At 63.8% G+C, this 21,225-nt stretch carries 18 protein-coding genes; 7 read left to right on the forward strand and 11 right to left on the reverse strand.

The features are described 5' to 3' along the window. Positions 1-19: 19 nt before the first annotated feature. The 4 genes from HU735_RS17310 to acs form a co-directional block, all read right to left on the reverse strand. Positions 20-718, reverse strand: coding sequence for an ABC transporter permease (locus HU735_RS17310; RefSeq protein WP_050706737.1), 699 nt, complete (start codon positions 716-718; stop codon positions 20-22). Continuing rightward, the gene (locus HU735_RS17315) at positions 715-1,404 is read right to left on the reverse strand and encodes an ABC transporter permease (RefSeq protein WP_028691070.1); all 690 of its coding nucleotides are present in this window, start codon (positions 1,402-1,404) and stop codon (positions 715-717) included. Before HU735_RS17315 ends, HU735_RS17310 begins: the two co-directional genes overlap by 4 nt. A 91-nt stretch (positions 1,405-1,495) precedes the next feature. Beyond that, positions 1,496-2,281, reverse strand: a complete 786-nt coding sequence (locus tag HU735_RS17320; protein WP_186714505.1) for an ABC transporter substrate-binding protein — start codon at positions 2,279-2,281, stop codon at positions 1,496-1,498. 549 nt (positions 2,282-2,830) lie between these two features. Then, the gene (gene acs, locus HU735_RS17325; RefSeq protein ID WP_186714506.1) at positions 2,831-4,792 is read right to left on the reverse strand and encodes an acetate--CoA ligase; all 1,962 of its coding nucleotides are present in this window, start codon (positions 4,790-4,792) and stop codon (positions 2,831-2,833) included. A gap of 406 nt (positions 4,793-5,198) precedes the next feature. On the opposite strand from acs, the gene HU735_RS17330 reads away from it, so the two are divergent. Then, positions 5,199-5,453 carry a DUF2790 domain-containing protein gene (locus HU735_RS17330; protein WP_023630669.1) on the forward strand — a complete coding sequence of 85 codons (255 nt, stop codon included), beginning with the start codon at positions 5,199-5,201 and terminating at the stop codon, positions 5,451-5,453. A gap of 222 nt (positions 5,454-5,675) precedes the next feature. Here HU735_RS17330 and HU735_RS17335 read toward each other — a convergent pair whose 3' ends face one another. Next, the gene (locus tag HU735_RS17335) at positions 5,676-7,235 is read right to left on the reverse strand and encodes a sigma-54-dependent transcriptional regulator (protein WP_186714507.1); all 1,560 of its coding nucleotides are present in this window, start codon (positions 7,233-7,235) and stop codon (positions 5,676-5,678) included. Between the two features lie 256 nt (positions 7,236-7,491). Between HU735_RS17335 and phhA the strand changes: the two genes are divergently transcribed. The 5 genes from phhA (at position 7,492) to HU735_RS17355 (ending at position 11,519) form a co-directional block, all read left to right on the forward strand. Continuing rightward, entirely contained in the window at positions 7,492-8,280 is a 789-nt protein-coding gene (gene phhA / locus HU735_RS17340; protein WP_062360651.1) for a phenylalanine 4-monooxygenase, read from the forward strand. 38 nt (positions 8,281-8,318) lie between these two features. Then, on the forward strand, positions 8,319-8,675 hold the full coding sequence (locus HU735_RS17345; protein ID WP_023628481.1) for a 4a-hydroxytetrahydrobiopterin dehydratase: 357 nt from the start codon (positions 8,319-8,321) through the stop codon (positions 8,673-8,675). Next, on the forward strand, positions 8,672-9,868 hold the full coding sequence (locus HU735_RS17350; protein ID WP_186714508.1) for an aromatic amino acid transaminase: 1,197 nt from the start codon (positions 8,672-8,674) through the stop codon (positions 9,866-9,868). The genes HU735_RS17345 and HU735_RS17350 overlap by 4 nt, the downstream gene beginning before the upstream one ends. Before the next feature lie 238 nt (positions 9,869-10,106). Then, a complete protein-coding gene (locus HU735_RS27300; RefSeq protein WP_256582346.1) occupies positions 10,107-10,235 on the forward strand; it encodes a hypothetical protein in 129 nt (42 codons plus the stop codon). Between the two features lie 96 nt (positions 10,236-10,331). Then, positions 10,332-11,519, forward strand: coding sequence for an MFS transporter (locus HU735_RS17355; protein WP_186714509.1), 1,188 nt, complete (start codon positions 10,332-10,334; stop codon positions 11,517-11,519). Between the two features lie 49 nt (positions 11,520-11,568). Here the strand turns inward: HU735_RS17355 and HU735_RS17360 are convergent, their stop codons facing one another. After that, on the reverse strand, positions 11,569-14,586 hold the full coding sequence (locus HU735_RS17360; protein ID WP_186714510.1) for an FAD-binding and (Fe-S)-binding domain-containing protein: 3,018 nt from the start codon (positions 14,584-14,586) through the stop codon (positions 11,569-11,571). A 152-nt stretch (positions 14,587-14,738) separates the two neighbouring features. Between HU735_RS17360 and HU735_RS17365 the strand changes: the two genes are divergently transcribed. Beyond that, on the forward strand, positions 14,739-15,623 hold the full coding sequence (locus HU735_RS17365) for a LysR substrate-binding domain-containing protein (RefSeq protein WP_186714511.1): 885 nt from the start codon (positions 14,739-14,741) through the stop codon (positions 15,621-15,623). Between the two features lie 70 nt (positions 15,624-15,693). Here HU735_RS17365 and HU735_RS17370 read toward each other — a convergent pair whose 3' ends face one another. From HU735_RS17370 to HU735_RS17390, 5 genes are all read right to left on the reverse strand, one after another. Next, positions 15,694-17,112, reverse strand: a complete 1,419-nt coding sequence (locus HU735_RS17370; RefSeq protein WP_186714512.1) for an amino acid permease — start codon at positions 17,110-17,112, stop codon at positions 15,694-15,696. Positions 17,113-17,754: 642 nt separating this feature from the next. Further along, positions 17,755-18,819 (reverse strand): 23S rRNA pseudouridine(2605) synthase RluB, encoded by a 1,065-nt coding sequence (gene rluB, locus HU735_RS17375; protein WP_186714513.1) that lies wholly within the window; start codon positions 18,817-18,819, stop codon positions 17,755-17,757. Positions 18,820-18,993: 174 nt separating this feature from the next. Further along, a complete protein-coding gene (gene scpB, locus HU735_RS17380; protein WP_186714514.1) occupies positions 18,994-19,755 on the reverse strand; it encodes an SMC-Scp complex subunit ScpB in 762 nt (253 codons plus the stop codon). A 14-nt stretch (positions 19,756-19,769) separates the two neighbouring features. Beyond that, positions 19,770-20,468 carry a ScpA family protein gene (locus HU735_RS17385; protein ID WP_186714552.1) on the reverse strand — a complete coding sequence of 233 codons (699 nt, stop codon included), beginning with the start codon at positions 20,466-20,468 and terminating at the stop codon, positions 19,770-19,772. 125 nt (positions 20,469-20,593) lie between these two features. Beyond that, entirely contained in the window at positions 20,594-21,223 is a 630-nt protein-coding gene (locus HU735_RS17390) for an L-threonylcarbamoyladenylate synthase (protein ID WP_082337815.1), read from the reverse strand. Positions 21,224-21,225: the final 2 nt, after the last annotated feature.

Consider the following 21,225-nt stretch of genomic DNA (forward strand, 5'->3'; position numbering starts at 1 on the left):
GTCGGATCTCACAGAGCGGTCAGTGCTTGCGCGGCGCCAGGTAGCCGAGCCAGCGGCGTTCGGCCATCTTGAACAGGCGCACGAGGATGAAGGTCAGGCACAGGTAGAACACGCCCGCCGTGATGTAGGCCTCGAAAGGCAGGTAGTACTGGGCGTTGACCGTGCGCGCGGCACCGGTGATGTCGATCAGGGTGACGATCGACGCCAGGCTGGTGGTCTGCAGCATCATGATCACTTCGTTGCTGTACTGCGGCAGCGCCCGGCGCAAGGCCGACGGCAGGAGGATGCGGCGGTACATCTTCATGCGCGACATGCCGATGGCCTTGGCCGCCTCGATCTCGCCGTGAGGCGTGGCCTTGAGGCTGCCTGCGATGATCTCGGCGGTGTAGGCGCTGGTGTTGATGGCAAAAGCCAGGCAGGCGCAGAAGGTCGCGCTGGACAGCCACGGCCACAGGAAACTCTCGCGCACCGCCTCGAACTGGGCCAGGCCGTAGTAGATCAGGAACAGCTGCACCAGCATCGGCGTGCCGCGGATCACGTAGGTGTACAACCAGGCGCTCATGTTCACCAGCGGCTGCTTGGAGACGCGCATCAAGCCAAGCGGAACAGCCGCCAGCAGGCCGAACAGCAGCGACAGCGCCAGCAGCTTGAGGGTGGTCAGCAGGCCGCCCAGATAAAGCGGCATGGCCTCCCAGATGACGTTGTAGTCGAAGATCATAGTTCAGCCGCCTTGACGCCCACCGAGTAGCGCTTCTCGAGATACTTCAGCGCCAGCAGCGAGACACTGGTCAGCACCAGGTACAACGCCGCCACCGCGAGGAAGAAGGTGAAGGGTTCGCGGGTGGCATCGGCCGCCTGCTTGGCCTTGAACATCATGTCCTGCAGGCCGACCACCGAAATCAGCGCGGTCGCCTTGGTCAGCACCAGCCAGTTGTTGGTGAAGCCCGGGATCGCCAGGCGGATCATCTGCGGCACCATGATCCGGAAGAACACCTGGACACCGCTCATGCCATAGGCCGCACCCGCCTCGGCCTGCCCCTTGGGAATGCCCAGGAAGGCGCCGCGGAAGGTTTCCGAGAGGTAGGCACCGAAGATGAAGCCCAGGGTGCCGATGCCGGCGACCAGCGGGTTCAGGTCGATGTAGTCGTCATAGCCGAGCAGCGGCGCCACCCGGTTGATGATGTCCTGGCCGCCATAGAAGATCAGCAGGATCAGGACCAGGTCAGGGATGCCACGGATCACCGTGGAATACAGATCCCCCAGCCAGGCCAGCCAGCGCACCGGCGACAAGCGCAGCGCCACGCCGATCAGGCCGAGGACGATGGCCAGGGCCATCGACGACAGGGCGAGCTGCAGCGTCAGCCACGCTCCGTCGAGGATGACTGCCCCATAGCCTTTCAACATGATTCGAATTCCTCAGGGCTTGGGAATGAAAAATGGTGCAAACCTCAGAGATTCTGCTGTTTGCACCATTGCACAGGTGAAACTCGATGGCTTACTTCGAGTCTGGACCGTAGATGTCGAAGTTGAAGTACTTCTTCTCGATCTCTTTGTATTTGCCGTTGGCACGGATCGCGTCGATGGCCGCGTTGATGCGGTCGGCGTTGGCCTTGTCACCCTTGCGCAGGGCGATACCGATACCGTCACCGAAGTACTTGGAATCGGTGAACGCCGGGCCTACGAAGGCAAAGCCCTTGCCGGCGTCGGTTTTCAGGAAACCGTCTTCGAGCAGGGTGGCGTCGGCCACGGTACCGTCCAGGCGGCCGGCGGCGACGTCCAGGTAGATTTCGTTCTGGGTGCCATAAGGCACCACGGTGGCGCCTTGCGCGCCCAGGACTTCCTTGGCGAAGCGATCATGGATCGAGCCGCGCTGCACGCCGATCTTCTTGCCCTTGAGCTCAACCAGGCTGTCGCTGACGGCAGTGCCTTCCTTCATGACCAGACGCGCCGGGGTCAGGTAGTAGCGCTTGGTGAAGTCGACCGACTTCTTGCGATCATCAGTGATCGACATGGACGACAGGATGGCGTCGATCTTGCGCACTTTCAGCGCCGGGATCAGGCCGTCGAACTCCTGCTCGATCCAGGTGCACTTGGCTTTCATCTCTTCGCACAGGGCATTGCCGATGTCGTAGTCGAAGCCGGCGAGGCTGCCATCAGGCTGCTTGAAGGCGAAGGGTGGGTAGGCGGCCTCGATACCGATCTTCAACGGCTTCTCATCGGCCTGCGATACCAGGGAAAACACGGAAAGCGCCAGGGCGCCAAGCAGTGCGAGCTTCTTCATCAGGTAACTCCATCGGTACGGGGCAATACAAGGCAGTTGTAACGGCTGCCCGATATGCGAATGGGTACAGCGCGAGCCGCGCAGGTTTCGACCAAGGTCGCAGACCACGAGCGAGTGAGTGGCATTCTAGCGACAGCCCGGTGGTCGATATTTCTTCAAAGCGACAACTAATTACAGAAGCGCCAGGAACCGCGGCGGGCGATATTGACAGCTCCTGCGAGATATGCAAGAGCAAAAGAGAAATAACCTATACCCAAAGCAATAAGCGGGCCCATTATTGGCAAAGCCTTGTATTCCGGCAAGCGCAGCGTGCGACCCTGCACAAAATGCTCGCAGCAATGCACTCAAATGGCACATGAATGTTTCCACAAGCCCCGCATTTGGGCGAAATCGGTGACAGACAAGGTTACCGATGAATGTCGGAGTAACAGTCTGTATCAGTAAAGCAAAAACCCCGCCGGGTGTGGGCGGGGCTTTTACTGATGGCCTCATCGCGGGGCAAGCCCGCTCCCACGACCTTCAGGAGCTGGCTTGCCGAGACGCTTCGACTCAGGCGGTGGCCAGGCTCATCGCCTTGTGGGTGTCGATCAGGTGCTGCACCACCCCCGGATCGGCCAGGGTGGAGATATCACCCAGCGCGTCGTACTCGCCGATGGCGATCTTGCGCAGGATGCGGCGCATGATCTTGCCCGAGCGGGTCTTCGGCAGCCCCGGCGCCCACTGGATCACATCCGGCGAAGCGATCGGGCCGATCTCCTTGCGCACCCAGTTCTTCAGCTCCAGGCGCAGTTGCTCGTTCGACTCCTCACCGGCATTGAGGGTGACATAGACGTATATACCCTGCCCCTTGATGTCGTGCGGCACGCCCACCACCGCCGCCTCGGCGACCTTCGGATGCGCCACCATCGCGCTCTCGATCTCGGCAGTGCCCATGCGGTGCCCGGAGACGTTGAGCACATCATCGACGCGACCGGTGATCCAGTAGTAGCCGTCTTCGTCGCGACGGGCGCCGTCACCGGTGAAGTACATGCCGCGGAAGGTCTTGAAGTAGGTGTCGACGAAACGGTCGTGGTCGCCGTACAGCGAACGCGACTGACCCGGCCAGGAGTCGAGGATCACCAGGTTGCCCTCGGCGGCGCCTTCAATCAGGTTGCCCAGGTTGTCCACCAGCGCTGGTACCACGCCGAAGAACGGACGGGTCGCCGAGCCCGGTTTCAGCGCGGTGGCGCCTGGCAGCGGGCTGATCAGCACACCGCCGGTCTCGGTCTGCCACCAGGTATCGACGATCGGGCAACGCTCCTTGCCGACGGTCTTGTAGTACCAGTTCCAGGCCTCGGGGTTGATCGGCTCGCCCACCGAGCCCAGCAGGCGCAGGCTGGAGCCATCGGCACCGGCCACCGCCGCCTCGCCTTCGGCCATCATGGCGCGAATGGCGGTCGGCGCGGTGTAGAGGATGTTGACCTTGTGCTTGTCGACGATCTTCGACACCCGGGTGATGTCCGGGTAGTTCGGCACGCCTTCGAACAGCAGCGTGGTGGCGCCGTTGGCCAGCGGGCCGTAGACGATGTAGCTGTGGCCGGTAACCCAGCCCACGTCGGCGGTGCACCAGTAGACCTCGCCCGGACGGTAGTCGAACACGCGCTCGTGGGTCAGCGCGGCATACACCAGGTAACCGCCGGTGGTGTGCAGCACGCCCTTGGGCTTGCCGGTGGAGCCGGAGGTATAGAGGATGAACAGCGCCTCCTCGGCGCCCATCTCTTTTGGCGCGCAGTGGCTGGAGGCGACCTTCATCAGGTCTTCGTACCAGATGTCGCGATGCTGGTGCCAGGCGATGTCGCCACCGGTGCGCCTGCACACGATGATCTTCTGCACACTGTTGGTTTCAGGGTTGGTCAGGGCCAGGTCGACGTTGGCCTTGAGCGGGGTGCGACGACCTCCGCGCAGGCCTTCGTCAGCAGTGATCACCACTTTCGACTTGCAGTCGATGATGCGTCCGGCCAGCGCCTCCGGCGAGAAGCCGCCGAACACCACCGAGTGGATCGCGCCGATGCGTGCGCAGGCCAGCATGGCGACCACGGCCTCGGGGATCATCGGCATGTAGATGGTCACCACGTCGCCACGGTGCACGTCCTGGCCACGCAGGGCGTTGGCGAACTTGCAGACCTGCTCGTGGAGCTCGCGGTAGGTGATGTTGCGGTGTTCGGAAGGGTCGTCGCCTTCCCAGATGATCGCCAACTGGTCGCCGCGCTCGGCAAGATGGCGGTCCAGGCAGTTGTAGGAAACGTTCAGAGTGCCGTCGGCGAACCACTTGATGTCGACATGGTGGTCGTCGAACGAGGTCTGCTTGACCTTGGTGAAAGGCTTGATCCAGTCCAGACGCTGGGCCTGCTCGCGCCAGAAGCCGTCCGGGTTGATCACCGATTGCTGGTACATGGCCTTGTAGGTGGCCTCGTCGGTCAGGGTACTGGCCGCAACCTCGGGACGAACGGGATACAGTGGAGCCGCACTCATCTGTGTTACCTCGGTGTAATAGTTGTTTTTGTATGGAATCGTTTGTAACTGTACCAGAGCGGCCAAGACCATTCGACGTTGGTAGTAACGCGACGGGCCGTCGACTCACCGATCAGGCGCGACCGCTCTAGAACATGGCATGCAGCCATCGCCGAGAGAAAAAGACAGGGTTTCGACGGCGATTGTTACAGATTCTGTCAAAAGACTTTATCAAAACCCCCTCTGTTTCAGCCGTGGGCGTCTCCCTAAAATTCATCTCGCCAGCAACGGCAACGCGATTAACTTGGTAACAGCCCCCACGAAGGCAGCGTTAATCCGTACCTCATTCCGATAGTTGAAACTTGCTGTACTCGCGGCGCCATAAGCGCCGCGTGCCCCCTCACGACCTTAGACAGGTAACTTGAAAATGAAAGCTTTACTGGTATTGGTACTTGGCGGTTTTTGCGGCGCGGCATTGGCCGGCGAAGCAAAAGATGTCGAGCAGATTCCGGTTGAACAGTACAGTTATTCGCAGCACCTGGACATCGCCCGCGTCATCTCCATGAGCGAAGTGCCGAACGTCTGCGAAGTGGTGCCAGCCCGCATGACCTACGAGGACTCCCAGGGCCAGAAGCACATTCTCGAATACCGCGTGATGGGGAACGGTTGTTCCAACGGCTGAGGCCATAAGTTTATCGCGGGGCAAGCCCGCTCCCACTCCGACCGCGCCAACCTCAAGCCTTGCGCGTCCCCTGTAGGAGCGGCCTTGTGCCACGAAAGGGCTGCACAGCAGCCCCGGTTTTTCAGCAGCACACAAAGATCGCCGGGGCCGCTTTGCGGCCCTTTCGCGGCGCAAGGCCGCTCTTACAGGAAGAAGTGTAACTTTCAAGGCAATTAGCCACACTCAATCCCCCGACTTGTTCAACGAATAATCCCGCAACTTGTTGGCAATGGTCGTATGGGAAACTCCCAATCTTTTCCCCAGCGCCCGGCTACTTGGAAAATCGCTCATCAGACTTTCCAATACCGCCTTTTCAAACCGCCCGACAATTTGCGAAAGATCGCCATCCAGGGAAAACTCGCCCAATGGTTGGCGTGCGCCATAGTCCGGCAAGCGGATATGTTCGCTCTTCACCACCCCGCCCTCGCACAACGACACCGCCTGGAACAGCACGTTCTCCAGCTGGCGCACGTTGCCCGGCCAATGATATTGGGCAAGCTTGTCCATCGCCGCCGGTGCCAGGCGCGGCATCGGGCAGCCGATCTGCCGGCTGGCCTGGTCAAGGAAGTGCTGCACCAGTCCCTCCAGGCCATCCATGCACTCGCGCAGCGGCGGAATGTGCAGCGACAGCACATTGAGGCGATGGTAGAGGTCCTGGCGGAACTCGCCCCGGGCGCACAGCTCGGACAGATCGACCTGGGTCGCGCAGATCACCCGCACGTCCAGGTACACCTCTTCGTCACTGCCGACACGACGGAAACAGCCATCCTGCAGGAAGCGCAGCAACTTGACCTGCAAGCGCGGGCTCATCTCCCCGACGCCATCGAGGAACAGCGTGCCCCCGGCGGTAAGCTCCAGCAGCCCAAGCTTGCCTTCGGCACGCGCGCCCTCGAACGCCCCCGGCCCGTAGCCGAACAGCTCGGTCTCGGCCATCGACTCCGGCAGGCCGGCGCAGTTGAGCGCCATCAGCGGCGCCTGGCCACGGGGGCTGGCCAGGTGGCAGGCGCGCGCCAGCAACTCCTTGCCGGTACCGGTCTCGCCCTCGATCAACAGCGGCGCATCCAGCGGCGCCATGCGCCGCGCCTCACGCACCACCGCGGCCATCACCCGCGAGCTCTGGAAGATGCTGTCGAAGCCACGCAGCTCCTGCTTGCGCACGTTGTAGATACGCTCGCCGATGCGATCGGCACGATGCAAGGTGATCACCGCGCCCGCCAGGGCCTCGCTGTCATCATGCTCCGACTGCAACGGCGCGATATCGGCGAGGAACACATCGCCCTTGACCTTGATGCGCAGGCCGTTGATCCGCGACTTGTTGGCGCGGATCAGCTCCGGCAGGTCGAAGTCCTCGACATAGCGCGACAACGGAATGCCCGGCACCTCGTCCACCCGCACCCCGAGCAACTGCGCCGCGCCACGGTTGGCGGCGACGATGCTGCCGCCCATGTCGATCGACAGCACCGGGAAATCCAGCGCACCCAGCAGCGCATTGAGCTCCATGTGCCGACGCTCGCTGGGCATCAGCCCGACGCGCTTGACCCCGAATACCCCGGCGATCGACTCGAACTTCGGCCGCAGGGCCTGGAACTGCAGGTTGATCAGGTTCGGGCAGTGCAGGTAGATGGCGTTGCCATGATCGCCGCCCACCTCGCCGCGCAGCACGTTGATGCCGTACTCCACCAGCAGGTTGAGGATGTCCCGCAGGATGCCGATGCGGTTCTGGCAGTGCACTTTGATACGCATGAAAGCTCTCGAAGCGGCCAAGGTTTTTACTTGGCACGCGGAAAAGTCGTAAAGATAAGCTGACAGAATCGCCCTTCCACTCAGCTCGATGCCCGTGATTTTCCGGCACAAGGGCATTTTTGTAAAATTATCGTTACGAATTCAGGACCAGCGGATAGCCACAAGTAGCCTCAACCCCGGTGCAAAGCCGCGTTTGTAGGGATATTCCTAAGGTATGTCCTGTACATAACAAGAACGCCCTCACCAGGAGAGCCACATGAAACAGACGCAATACGTGGCACGCGAGCCCGATGCGCATGGTTTTATCGACTACCCGCAGCAAGAGCATGCGGTGTGGAACACCCTGATCACTCGCCAACTGAAAGTGATCGAAGGCCGGGCATGCCAGGAATACCTGGACGGCATCGAGCAGCTCAAGCTGCCCCATGACCGCATCCCCCAGCTCGGCGAAATCAACAAGGTGCTGGGCGCCACCACCGGCTGGCAGGTCGCCCGCGTGCCGGCGCTGATCCCCTTCCAGACCTTCTTCGAACTGCTGGCCAGCAAGCGCTTCCCGGTCGCCACCTTCATCCGCACCCCGGAAGAGCTGGACTACCTGCAGGAGCCCGACATCTTCCACGAGATCTTCGGCCACTGCCCGCTGCTGACCAACCCCTTCTTCGCCGAATTCACCCACACCTACGGCAAGCTGGGCCTGGCGGCGACCAAGGAACAGCGTGTGTACCTGGCTCGCCTGTACTGGATGACCATCGAGTTCGGCCTGATGGAGACCGCGCAGGGTCGCAAGATCTACGGCGGCGGCATTCTCTCTTCGCCGAAAGAGACCGTCTACAGTCTGTCCGGCGAGCCGGAGCACCAGGCCTTCGACCCGATCGAGGCCATGCGCACGCCGTACCGCATCGATATCCTGCAGCCCCTGTACTTCGTCCTGCCGAACATGAAGCGCCTGTTCGACCTGGCCCACGAAGACATCATGGCCATGGTCCATCAAGCCATGCAACTGGGCCTGCACGCACCGAAGTTTCCACCCAAGGTCGCCGCCTGAGCGCCCCTGCCGATAACAACTCAAACCGGAAAACACCCATGAATGCCTTGAACCAAGCCCACTGCGAAGCCTGCCGCGCCGATGCGCCGAAAGTCACCGACGAGGAGCTGGCGGAACTGATCCGACTGATCCCGGACTGGAACATCGAAACCCGCGACGGCCACATGGAGCTCGAGCGCGTATTCCTGTTCAAGAACTTCAAGCACGCCCTGGCCTTCACCAATGCCATCGGCGAAATCGCCGAAGCCGAAGGTCACCACCCGGGTCTGCTGACCGAGTGGGGCAAGGTCACCGTGACCTGGTGGAGCCACTCGATCAAGGGCCTGCACCGCAACGACTTCATCATGTGCGCGCGCACCGACGAGGTCGCCAAGACCGCCGAAGGCCGCAAGTGATGCACTTCGCAGCCATCGGACGGGTCCCTGGCGACCCGATCCTGGGGCTGATGGAGGCCTACGCCCGCGACGCCAACCCGGCCAAGTTCGACCTGGGTGTCGGCGTGTTCAAGGACGCCCAGGGCCTGACGCCGATCCCTGCGGCGGTCAAGCAGGCCGAGCAGCGCCTGATCGAACACCAGGCCAGCAAGAGCTATGTCGGCGGCCATGGCGACGCGGCGTTCGGCCGCCTGGTCAGCGAGCTGGTACTGGGCAGCGATTCGCCGCTGCTGGCCAGCCAGCGCGCCGGCGCCACACAGACCCCGGGCGGCACCGGTGCCCTGCGCCTGGCGGCGGAGTTCATCGCCCATTGCCTGCCGGGGCACGGCATCTGGCTGAGCGACCCGACCTGGCCGATCCACGAGACGATCTTCGCCGGCGCCGGGCTCAAGGTGTCCCACTACCCCTACGTGGGCAAGGACAACCGCCTGAACGTCGACGACATGCTCGCCGCGCTGGAACAGGCGCCCGAAGGCGACGTGGTGCTGCTGCACGCCTGCTGCCACAACCCGACCGGTTTCGACCTGGGCCAGGACGACTGGCGCGCGGTGCTCGACATCGTCAAGCGCCGCAACCTGCTGCCACTGATCGACTTCGCCTACCAGGGCTTCGGTGACGGCCTGGAGGAAGACGCCTGGGCGGTGCGCCTGTTTGCCGCCGAACTGCCGGAACTGCTGATCACCAGCTCCTGCTCGAAGAACTTCGGCCTTTACCGTGAGCGCACTGGCGCCCTGCTGGTGTGCAGCCACAATGCCGAGAAACTGCTGGATGTGCGCAGCCAATTGGCGTTCATTGCGCGCAACCTGTGGTCGACGCCACCGGACCATGGCGCCGCGGTGGTCGCCGAGATCCTCGGTGACCCGGCGCTCAAGGCGCTGTGGGTCGAGGAAGTGAACGCCATGCGCCAGCGCATCGCCGAGCTTCGTGAAGGCCTGGTGCAGGCGCTGGCGCCACACGGCCTGGCCGAGCGTTTCGCGCACATCGCCGCGCAACGCGGGATGTTCTCCTACACCGGGCTGAACCCCGAGCAAGTGCGCCTGCTGCGTGAGCGGCACAGTGTGTACATGGTCGGTACCGGCCGGGCGAACATCGCTGGCGCGGATGCACGACGCCTGGAGCAATTGGCGGCGGCCATCGCCGACGTCTGTCGCTGAAATCAGGCAGTTGTAGCGTGGGAGCGGGCTTGCCTCGCGATAGTGCTATCGCGGGGCAAGCCCGCTCCCACGCCCCCTCCTGACGCACCCCTTGACCGATATCCGCCCGCTAAAACCGACCAGCGCCCGGCAAAAATCTCAAACTGTCATCCAGACTGCTGTATCCTGCCCCAGCTTTTCGAAGCCACACATGCGCCCTGGCGCCGCCTTTTCACTCACACTTGCGAGGAACGACGAGATGCATGAAATCCCGAATCTTCCCTTCCCAAGCCTGAACCCCGAAGAGCAATCCGTTGCCGCCCACGCCGAACCGACGCCCGCCGTCGACCAGGACGGTGACGATCAATCCAGCGCCGACCAGGAATAATCGCGCACCCCACCCGACTGTGTGAAAACGGCTGACCTGCGGGATATCCCCGTCATCGCGTTTTCACACCGTCCAGAACCTCTACCGAAGACCCTCATGCCCGACTCACCGCGCCCCCTTGCGGTCACCCTGCAAGTCGTTTCCATCGTCCTGTTTACCTTCATCGGCTACCTGAACATCGGCATCCCCCTGGCCGTGCTGCCCGGCTACGTGCACAACGACCTGGGTTTCAGCGCCGTGGTCGCGGGCCTGGTGATCAGCGTGCAGTACCTGGCCACCCTGCTCAGCCGCCCCACCGCCAGCCGCATCATCGACAACCTCGGCAGCAAGAAAGCGGTCATGTACGGCCTGTTCGGCGGCGGCCTGAGCGGCGTGTTCATGCTGGTCTGCAGCTTTCTTACCCACCTGCCCTGGCTGAGCCTGGCCTGCCTGTTCATCGGCCGCCTGGTGCTGGGCAGCGCCGAGAGCCTGGTGGGCGCGGGCTCGACCGGCTGGGGCATCGGCCGGGTCGGCTCGGAAAATACCGCCAAGGTAATCTCCTGGAACGGCATTGCCAGCTATGGCGCATTGGCCATCGGCGCGCCGCTCGGCGTACTGATGGTCAAGCATCTCGGGCTGTGGAGCATGGGCGCGAGCATCATCCTGCTGGGCGTCATCGGCCTGCTGCTGGCCTGGCCCAAGCGTGCCGCGCCGGTGGTCGCCGGCGTGCGCCTGCCGTTCCTGCAGGTACTGGGCAAGGTCTTCCCCCATGGCTCGGGGCTGGCCCTGGGCTCGATCGGCTTCGGCACCATCGCCACCTTCATCACCCTGTACTACGCCAGTCGCGACTGGCCCAACGCCGCGCTGACCCTGAGCCTGTTCGGCGCCAGCTTCATCTGCGCGCGCCTGCTGTTCGGCAACCTGATCAACCGCATCGGCGGTTTTCGCGTGGCGATTGCCTGCCTGTCGGTGGAGACACTGGGGTTGCTGATGCTGTGGCTCGCGCCCAGCGCCGAGATGGCCCTGGCCGGCGCGGCGTTGAGCGGGTTCGGATTCTCGCTGGTGTTTCCGGCACTCGGGGTGGAAGCCGTGAACCAGGTGTCGGCAGCCAACCGCGGCGCGGCGGTGGGGGCCTATTCGCTGTTCATCGACCTGTCGCTGGGGATCACCGGGCCGCTGGTGGGCGCAGTAGCGGCAGGGTTCGGATTTGCCTCGATGTTCCTGTTCGCGGCGGCGGCAGCGGGGTGCGGGCTGGTGTTGAGCCTGTACCTGTATCGCCAGGCACGACGCTTGCGAGCATCCTGAAGGCATCGCGGTTGCGTGGGAGCGGGCTTGCCCCGCGATGCCTTCATGGTCAACGCTGCGCGTACTGCAGCACCACCTCCAACGGATGGCGCAACTGCGTCTCGGTCATGCGCTTGACCTGGCTGCGGCACGAATAGCCGGTCGCCAATGCCTCCCCCTGCTTGTCCAGCTTGGTCGCCCAGGACTGCTCGAAGATGGTCTTCGAGGTTTCCTGGTTACGCGCCTCGTGCCCATAGGTACCGGACATGCCGCAGCAGCCGGTGGCCTCGGTGACCAGTTTCAACCCCAGACGGGCGAACACCTGCTCCCACTGCTTGGTACTGGCCGGCACATTGGTCTTCTCGGTGCAGTGGGCCATCAGGCGGAAGCTGTCGGCCTTGACCGGCGCCTGCTCGGGCAGCACGTTCATCAGCCACTCCTGGGGCAGCAGTACCGACGGGCACTCCACGCCATCGACCTTCTGGTACTCCTGGCGGTAGACCAGGGTCATCGCCGGATCCAGCCCCACCAGCGGCACACCGCAGTCAGCCAGGGCCTTGAGCTGGGTGGCGTTACGGATCGCCGCCCTGGCGAAGGCACCGAGGAAACCCTGCACATGCAACGGCTTGCCGTTGGCGCTGTAGGGCGCGAGGAACACCTTGTGCCCCAGGCGATGGGCCAGCTCGATGAACGAGGCCAACAGTGGCGTCTCGAAATAGCGGGTGAAGGCATCCTGCACCAGCACGATGCTGCGCTCGCGCTGGGCCGGGGTCAGCTCGCGCAGGGCCGGCACGCTCGCCACCTGGACCCGGCAACGGGTCAGGGTGGCCTGGAAGTTGAAACGGCTGATCAGCGGGCTGTCGACCATGCCGACCTTGTCCGCCAGCAGCCTGCTCACCCACTTCGAGCCCATCACCGCGTTGTACAGGCCCGGCGCATGGGCCAGGTACGGGATGGTGAATTCCAGCGAGCCGATCAGGTAATCGCGCAACGGACGCTGGTAGCGGCCGTGGTACAGCTCGAGGAAGCGCGAGCGGAAGTCCGGCACGTTGACCTTGATCGGGCACTGCCCGGCGCAGGACTTGCACGCCAGGCAGCCGGCCATGGCGTCGTACACCTCGTGGGAGAAATCCGCCTGCCCCTGCTGGCGCGCACGGCTGTTGCGCAGGCGCGCCGGCAGCCCCTTGAACCAGGACGCCTTGCGCTGGGCGGCGGCGAGCACATCGATATTCGCCTCGCCCTGCAGGCGCAGCCATTCGCGGATCAACGAGGCACGCCCCTTGGGCGAATGCTGGCGTTCGCGGGTGGCCTTCCACGACGGGCACATGGCGTCGTTGGGGTCGTAGTTGTAGCAGGCGCCGTTACCGTTGCAGTGCACGGCGCTGCCGAAACTTTGCCAGACGCGCTCGTCAATACTGCGATCAAGGTCACCGCGCAGAGTCACGCCATCCACCGGGGTCAGGCCTTCGGCGCTGTCCGGTGGGGTGCAGATCTTGCCCGGATTGAGCTGGTTGTGCGGGTCGAATGCGCCCTTGAGACGCTGCAGCGCCGGGTACAGTTCGCCGAAGTACTCCGGTACATACTCGGAGCGCAGGCCCTTGCCATGTTCGCCCCAGAGCAGGCCGCCATAACGCTGGGTCAGCGCCGCCACGGCATCGGAGATCGGCTTGACCAGCGCGGCCTGGGCCGGGTCCTTCATGTCCAGCGCAGGACGCACATGCAGCACGCCGGCATCGACATGGCCGAACATGCCGTAGGCAAGACCATAACCGTCGAGCAGCGCGCGGAAGTCGGCGATATAGTCAGCCAACTGCTCCGGCGGCACGGCGGTGTCCTCGACGAACGGCTGTGGCCGTACCTCGCCCTCGACGTTGCCCAGCAGCCCCACCGAACGCTTGCGCATGGTGTAGACCCTGGTGACCGCCTCGGCGCCCTCCGCCAGGGTATGCCCCAGGCGCTCGACGCTGGTGTCGCGCTGCAGGTGCGCGACGAACGCCTCGACCCGGGCATTGACCTCGGCCGGCTCGTCGCCACAGAACTCCACCAGGTTGATGCCCAGCGTCGGGCGCTCGGCGTCGGCCGGGAAGTACTCGGCGACGCTATGCCAGACGATGTCCTTCATCGCCAGCATCAGCACCTTGGAGTCGACGGTCTCGATCGACAGCGGCTTGTGCGCCATCAGCGCGTTGGCGTCGCGCAGGGCGTCCATGAAGCTGGTGTAGCGCACGTTGACCAGCACCGCGTACTTCGGGATCGGCAGCACATTGAGCTTGGCCTCGACCACATAGCCCAGCGAGCCTTCGGCGCCGCATAGCACGCTGTTGAGGTTGAAACGGCCCTGCTCGTCGCGCAGGTGCGCCAGGTCGTAGCCGGTCAGGCAGCGATTGAGCTTGGGGAAGGTACTTTCGATCAGCCCGGCCTGGGTTTCCTGGATCTCGCGGGCCATGCGATACACCTCGCCAACCCGGCCGGGCGCGGCGCAGGCCTGCTCCAGCGCCGCGTCATCGATCGGCAGGCTGTGCAGGCGCTCGCCGCCGAGCAGCACGCTGTGCAGCTCGAGCACGTGGTCGCGGGTCTTGCCATAGGTGCAGCTGCCCTGGCCGCTGGCGTCGGTGTTGATCATGCCGCCGACGGTGGCGCGGTTGGAGGTGGACAGTTCCGGCGCGAAGAACAGCCCATGGGGCTTGAGTGCGGCGTTGAGCTGGTCCTTGACCACGCCCGCCTGAACCCGCACCCAGCGCTGCTCGACATTGATCTCGAGAATGCTGTTCATGTGCCGAGACAGGTCGACGACGATGCCGTCGGTCAGCGACTGGCCGTTGGTGCCGGTGCCGCCGCCACGCGGGGTCAGCTTGATGTCGCGAAAGCGTGGCTCGGCCATCAGCGTGGCGACCCGCGCCACATCGTCGGCATCCAATGGGAACACCGCCGCCTGGGGCAGGCGCTGGTAGATGGAGTTGTCGGTGGCCAGCACGGTGCGGGTGCCGTAGTCGGCACTGATCTGGCCTCGGAAGCTGCTGTTTTTCAGGGCTTCGAGGAATTCAGGGTAGTGGGCGGCGGGCGCACGGGGCGGCAGCTGGGCGATCATCGAAGGATGCCTCTTTGATATCGGGCTAATTCACGGAAATCTTGTCACTCCTGCATGAATGACTCATGGGAGGATTTCGAATAGGCCAATGTTCCTGTAGTTTCGCGCCAGGGGCAAACGGATATTCCTGCCGCTATCGATGAGCTTTATGAATGAATTACCGCCACCTCACCCCGTCCATGTCGCTGCTGCTGGCCTTCGAGGCCGCCGCCCGGCATGAAAGCTACACCCGCGCCGCCGCCGAGCTGTCGCTCACCCAGAGCGCGGTGAGCCGCCAGGTGCAGGCGCTGGAGCAGCAGCTGGGGCTCACCCTGTTTCGCCGCGAGGGGCGCCAGGTGCAACTGACCGATGTCGGCCGCCTGTACCAACGCGAGCTCAGCGAGGCCCTCGGACGCATCCGCAGCGCCACCCTGCAGGCCCTGGCCTACCAGTCCGGAGTCGGCACCCTGCGCCTGGCGACCCTGCCGACCTTCGGCTCGAAATGGCTGCTGCCGCGCCTGCATGCGTTCTACGGCGCCCACCCCGGCATGCTGGTGCACATTCATTCCCGTATCGAAGCGATCAACTTCGACACCAGCGAGATCGACGCGGCCATCGGCGTGGCCACCCACGACCTGCCCGGGCTGGTCTGCCATCGCCTGCACGCCGAGGAACTGGTGGTGATCCTGCCGCCGGACAGCGCTCGCGATGGCCAGGACTGGAGCCCGGCGCGAATCAGCGAAGAGGTGCTGCTCAACGTCGCCAACAACCCCCACGCCTGGGGGGAATGGTTCTCCCACCACACCCTGCCCCACCGGGCGATGCGCCTGGGGCCGAGTTTCGAGCTGACCTCACACCTGATCCAGGCGGTGCGGGCGGGGATTGGGATCGGCCTGGTGCCCAGGATTCTGGTGGAGGAGGAACTGGCCAGCGGCGAGCTGTTCAGCCCGGGGGCGCCGTTTGCCAGCCAGCGTAGCTACTACCTGATCTATCCACCAAGGAATGAGGCACTGCCTTCGTTGCGGGCGTTTCGCAGCTGGCTGCTGGAACAGATCTGAGGCTGGCACAGACAACAAAAAACCCGATGCCAGTCACCCGGCATCGGGTTTTCTCGAAGCGCCTCGGCGCTTACTTGGCCACGCTACCGGCAGCGCCGTTGGCCTGCGCCCCACGCTTGCTCTTGAGCACGTAGAACACATACATCACCACCAGCCATACCGGCATGGCGTACACCGACACCTGGATGCCCGGAATCTGCAGCATGATGCCGAGGATCAGCACCACGAAGGCCAGCACCAGGTAGTTGCCGTACGGGTACCACAGCGCCTTGAACAGCGGCTTCTGACCGGTGCGGTCGAGGTGCTGGCGGAACTTCAGGTGCGAGTAGCTGATCATCGCCCAGTTGATCACCAGAGTCGCCACCACAAGCGACATCAGCAGTTCCAGGGCGTTCTGCGGCATCAGGTAGTTGAGCAGCACCGCAATCAGGGTCACGGCCGCCGATGCCAGGATCGAGCGTACCGGCACGCCGCGACGGTCGACCTTGGCCAGCGCCGCCGGGGCATCGCCCTGCTCGGCCATGCCCAGGAGCATGCGGGCGTTGCAGTAGGTACCGCTGTTGTACACCGACAGCGCCGCGGTCAGGACCACGAAGTTCAGCAGGTGCGCGGCCACGTCGCTACCCAGCAGCGAGAAGACCTGGACGAACGGGCTGCTGCCGTAGCTGCCGCCGGAAGCGTCGATGCTGGCCACCAGGCTGTCCCATGGGGTCAGCGACAGCAGCACCACCAGGGCGCCCACGTAGAAGATCAGGATGCGGTAGATGACCTGGTTGATCGCCTTGGGGATCACGGTCTTCGGCTTGTCGGCCTCGGCCGCGGTGAAGCCGAGCATTTCCAGGCCACCGAAGGAGAACATGATGAAGGCCAGGGCCATGACCAGGCCGCTGACGCCATGCGGGAAGAAGCCACCATGGGCCCACAGGTTGGTCACCGACGCTTCCGGGCCGCCACTGCCGCTGGTCAGCAGGTAGGCACCCAGGCCGATCATGCCGACGATGGCGGCGACCTTGATGATCGCGAACCAGAACTCGGCCTCGCCGAAGAACTTCACGTTCATCAGGTTGATGGCGTTGATCAGCAGGAAGAACGCCGCCGCGGTGACCCAGGTCGGGATCTCCGGCCACCAGTAATGGACGTACTTGCCCACCGCCGACAGCTCCGACATGCCCACCAGGATGTACAGCACCCAGCAGTTCCAGCCCGACAGGAAGCCGGCGAAACCGCCCCAGTACTTGTGCGCGAAATGGCTGAAGGAGCCGGCCACCGGCTCTTCGACGATCATCTCGCCGAGCTGGCGCATGATCATGAAGGCGATGAAGCCGCAGATCGCATAGCCGAGAATCATCGACGGACCGGCGGACTTCATCACGCCGGCCGAGCCCAGGAACAATCCGGTGCCGATCGCGCCACCCAGGGCGATCAGTTGGATATGGCGGTTCTTCAAGCCACGCTTGAGTTCGCCAGACTGTGAGTTATGTCCACTCATGAACGAAGTCACCTGCTTGTTTTTATCTGTGACGGAATCGGACCCACCGCACTCGTGGCGCAGCGGAATGGGCAAGGTGGTTACCTTGGATACTTGTGACGGGCAGTCGCTCGTGGCCTTGGTGGCCAGGGGCGGATCAACCGGGTGTCAGCAAGCGTGCGCGGTACGCAAGGGGGTCACAGGTAAAACGCGGCGCATTGTATACCCCTGCAAACGCGCAGGCGTCAACGCGTTGCATCGTTTCCTGTGGAAAAAACGCAGCGGTCCTGGGGTGAAGGCCTGAAAAGGCGGAGTGATCGGCGTACATGGCGCCTCCATTTTGTTGTTTTCGATGCCTGGCTATCCTGCCTGGCTCTGCACACGGCAATGGCGCTATCTCAGCGTTTGGGCGGGGGTTTGGGAAGGGGGTGAAGGGGGCCGGGGAGGCTCTGGCGCGCAAGTCTTGGAAAGATTTTGTGACGAAGAGCGGGAAAGTACAGGCAAGCCGGGGAAAAGGCCAAGAATCGTATAATTTTCTTTACAAGGTGGTTTGAAAATTTGCCACTGGTTGGGAAAATTTCTGTCTGTTCAGGCACTTGGGGCCGTATACCGCAGGCACAAAAAAGCCAGCCCGAAGGCTGGCTCTTTCGCTACCGGGGCGAATCAGCCACGCGGCTTGCCGCGACCACGGCCAGCAGGCTTGTCGCCTTCAGGACGGGCAGGACGCTTGCGCATCTCGCTCGGGCGCTCGGCCACCGTGCTGCCACGACCACTCTTGCGCGGTGCAGACTCTTCACGCGGCGCGCGTGCCGGGCGCTCGGCCTGCCCTTCGGCGGCCGGGCGCAGGGTGCGCACACGCTCGCCACGGCCCAGCGGACGGGTCGACTTGCGCTGCAGACGCTCGAGCTTGTCCTTGGCCTTGAGCTTCATCTCCGGCAGCGCCACCGGCTGCAGGCCGACTTCGGCGGCCAGGATGTCGATCTCGCCCTGGCTCATTTCGCGCCAGCGGCCCATCGGCAGGTCGGAGTTGAGGAACACCGGACCAAAACGCACGCGCTTCAGGCGGCTGACCACCACGCCCTGGGATTCCCACAGGCGGCGCACTTCACGGTTACGGCCTTCCATCACCACGCAGTGATACCAGTGGTTGAAGCCTTCGCCGCCCGGTGCCTTCTGGATGTCGGTGAACTTGGCCGGGCCGTCCTCGAGCACCACGCCGGCCTTGAGGCGGTCGACCATGTCGTCATCGACCTCACCGCGCACGCGCACCGCGTACTCGCGGTCCATTTCATAGGACGGGTGCATCAGGCGGTTGGCCAGCTCACCATCGGTAGTGAACAGCAGCAGGCCAGTGGTGTTGATGTCCAGGCGACCGATGTTGATCCAGCGGCCCTCTTTCGGGCGCGGCAGGCGGTCGAACACGGTCGGGCGGCCTTCCGGGTCGTCACGGGTGCAGATCTCGCCGTCGGGCTTGTTGTACATGATCACGCGGCGGGTCGCCTCGGCGGCCTCGACACGCTTGATCAGCTTGCCGTCGACGGTGATGGCGTCGTGCAGGTCGACGCGCAGGCCCAGGGTGGCCTCGACGCCGTTGACCTTGATACGGCCCTGGCCGATCCAGGCCTCGACGTCACGACGCGAGCCGACGCCGATGCGTGCCAGTACTTTCTGCAGCTTTTCGCCGGACGGCGGGGTGGGTTGTTGGTCTTGCAGGTCTTTGTCACTCATCTGGGCACCTCCCGGTGTAGTAGTGAAAGCGGGCGCGCATCATACGCGGTTCGGCGGGGGAACGCACTGGAGGGTAGAAGGTTTTTGCTGATAGCTCTGTAGATTCTGCCCAAAGGCATGCGTTGACGATGCCAGCCTCATCGCGGGACAAGCCCGCTCCCACAAAGCCGGCAGTCAGGCCTTTGGTTCATCCTCGGGCTCGATGGACGCCTCATCGCGCAAATCATCGAAATCGGTCTTGAGCCCCTCTTCCATCGCATCCAGCTCAACCAGCAGCGAACGGAAGCTGGTCTCCTCCTTGGGCTCCACCTCTTCACCCTCCTCGCCCAGGCTGGCATCGGCCAGGGCCTGCAGGTGAGCGGGCACCGGCGCCTCGTCCGGATCGAGCAGCGGTTCCGGCTCCAACTCGCGCAACTCGGCCAATGCCGGCAGCTCGTCGAGGCTCTTGAGGTTGAAATGATCGAGAAACGCCTTGGTGGTGGCGAACATCGCCGGCCGGCCAGGCACCTCGCGATAGCCGACGATGCGAATCCACTCACGCTCCATCAGGGTCTTGATGATGTTGCTGTTGACCGCCACGCCGCGCACGTCCTCGATCTCGCCACGGGTAATGGGCTGTCGGTAGGCGATCAGCGCCATGGTTTCCAGCAGCGCGCGGGAGTAACGCTGCGGGCGCTCCTCCCACAGGCGACCGACCCAGGGCGCATAGTCTTCACGGATCTGCAGGCGATAGCCGCTGGCCACTTCCTTGAGTTCGAAGGCACGGCCGCTGCAGGACTTGCCCAGCACGTCCAGGGCCTTCTTGAAAACGGCTGGGGCCGGGCGCTCGGCCTCCTCGAACAACTCGTAGAGGCGCTCGAGGGATTGCGGCTTGCCCGAGGCGAGCAGGAAGGCCTCGATCAGCGACGCCAGTTCGCGGGGTTCGTTCAGGTTCATCGGTAGTCGTCAGGTCACTCTGCCCGGGCACGGACGTGGATCGGGGCGAAAGGCTCATTTTGCACGAGTTCGATCAGCGATTCCTTAACCAGCTCGAGAATCGCCATGAAGGTGACCACCACGCCGAGCTTGCCCTCCTCGCGAGTGAACAGCTCGACGAACGGCACGAAGCCACCGCCCTTGAGGCGTTCGAGCACCTCGCTCATGCGCTCGCGGGTCGACAGCACCTCGCGGGTGATCTGGTGGCTCTCGAACAGGTCATTGCGGCGCATGACCTCGGCCATGGATAGCAGGATCTCCTCCAGCGCCACCTCCGGCAGCAGCTTGCGCACCTTGGCCTGGGGGGCCTCGAGGCGAGGCACGACGACGTCGCGGCCAACCCGCGGCAGCTCATCCATGCCTTCGGCGGCAGCCTTGAAGCGCTCGTACTCCTGCAAGCGGCGGATCAGCTCGGCGCGCGGGTCACCCTCCTCGTCCTCGATCTCGCTGGAGCGCGGCAGCAGCATGCGCGACTTGATCTCGGCGAGCATGGCGGCCATCACCAGGTATTCGGCGGCCAGCTCCAGGCGCACGCTCTTCATCAGCTCGACATAGCCCATGTACTGGCGGGTGATCTCGGCCACCGGGATGTCGAGGATATCGATGTTCTGCTTGCGGATCAGGTACAGCAGCAGGTCCAGCGGGCCTTCAAAGGCCTCGAGGATCACTTCCAGCGCGTCCGGCGGGATGTACAGGTCTACCGGCAGTTCGGTCAGCACCTCCCCGTAGACCAGGGCCAGCTGCAACTGCTGGGGGGCATCGGCCTCCTCGGCCGGCGCCTCGGGCGCTTCCATCTGGCTCATGCGTTGACCAGGAACGGCGTCGGATCCCCGCACCCTTCGCGAATCAGCTCCGGCTCGTCACCGGACAGGTCGATGACAGTCGAAGCCTTCAAATCACCAAAGCCGCCGTCGATGATCAGGTCGACGTGGTGCTCCAGACGCTGGCGGATCTCGTAGGGATCGGTCATCGGCTCATCGTCGCCCGGCAGGATGAGGCTGACGCTCATCAGCGGCTCGCCAAGCTCTTCGAGCAGGGCCAGGACAATGGGGTTGGACGGCACGCGCAGGCCGATGGTGCGGCGCTTGTCGTGCAACAGCAGGCGCGGCACTTCACGGGTGGCGTTGAGGATGAAGGTGTAGGGGCCTGGAATGTGCGCCTTGAGCAGGCGGAACGTCGCCGTGTCGATCTTGGCGAAGGTACCCATCTCGGACAAGTCGCAGCACAGCAGGGTGAAGTTGTGGTTCTTGTCCAGCTGGCGCAGCCGACGCACCCGCTCGATGGCGCCCTTGTCGCCGATCTGGCAGCCCATCGCATAGGCCGAGTCGGTCGGGTAGACCACCACCCCACCCTTACGGATGATCTCGACCGCCTGCTTGATCAGGCGCGCCTGCGGGTTTTCCGCATGGATCTGGAAAAATTGGCTCACGT

This window comes from Pseudomonas sp. BW16M2, from assembly GCF_014268865.1.
GTDB lineage: Bacteria > Pseudomonadota > Gammaproteobacteria > Pseudomonadales > Pseudomonadaceae > Aquipseudomonas > Aquipseudomonas peradeniyensis.

Excerpts from the sequence above, each read along its gene's own strand:
- HU735_RS17310 (WP_050706737.1), bottom strand. The coding sequence starts at position 718 with ATGATCTTCGACTACAACGTCATCTGGGAGGCCATGCCGCTTTATCTG.
- HU735_RS17315 (WP_028691070.1), bottom strand. The coding sequence starts at position 1,404 with ATGTTGAAAGGCTATGGGGCAGTCATCCTCGACGGAGCGTGGCTGACG.
- HU735_RS17320 (WP_186714505.1), bottom strand. The coding sequence starts at position 2,281 with ATGAAGAAGCTCGCACTGCTTGGCGCCCTGGCGCTTTCCGTGTTTTCC.
- acs (WP_186714506.1), bottom strand. The coding sequence starts at position 4,792 with ATGAGTGCGGCTCCACTGTATCCCGTTCGTCCCGAGGTTGCGGCCAGT.
- HU735_RS17330 (WP_023630669.1), top strand. The coding sequence starts at position 5,199 with ATGAAAGCTTTACTGGTATTGGTACTTGGCGGTTTTTGCGGCGCGGCA.
- HU735_RS17335 (WP_186714507.1), bottom strand. The coding sequence starts at position 7,235 with ATGCGTATCAAAGTGCACTGCCAGAACCGCATCGGCATCCTGCGGGAC.
- phhA (WP_062360651.1), top strand. The coding sequence starts at position 7,492 with ATGAAACAGACGCAATACGTGGCACGCGAGCCCGATGCGCATGGTTTT.
- HU735_RS17345 (WP_023628481.1), top strand. The coding sequence starts at position 8,319 with ATGAATGCCTTGAACCAAGCCCACTGCGAAGCCTGCCGCGCCGATGCG.
- HU735_RS27300 (WP_256582346.1), top strand. The coding sequence starts at position 10,107 with ATGCATGAAATCCCGAATCTTCCCTTCCCAAGCCTGAACCCCGAAGAG.
- HU735_RS17355 (WP_186714509.1), top strand. The coding sequence starts at position 10,332 with ATGCCCGACTCACCGCGCCCCCTTGCGGTCACCCTGCAAGTCGTTTCC.
- HU735_RS17360 (WP_186714510.1), bottom strand. The coding sequence starts at position 14,586 with ATGATCGCCCAGCTGCCGCCCCGTGCGCCCGCCGCCCACTACCCTGAA.
- HU735_RS17365 (WP_186714511.1), top strand. The coding sequence starts at position 14,739 with ATGAATTACCGCCACCTCACCCCGTCCATGTCGCTGCTGCTGGCCTTC.
- HU735_RS17370 (WP_186714512.1), bottom strand. The coding sequence starts at position 17,112 with ATGAGTGGACATAACTCACAGTCTGGCGAACTCAAGCGTGGCTTGAAG.
- rluB (WP_186714513.1), bottom strand. The coding sequence starts at position 18,819 with ATGAGTGACAAAGACCTGCAAGACCAACAACCCACCCCGCCGTCCGGC.
- scpB (WP_186714514.1), bottom strand. The coding sequence starts at position 19,755 with ATGAACCTGAACGAACCCCGCGAACTGGCGTCGCTGATCGAGGCCTTC.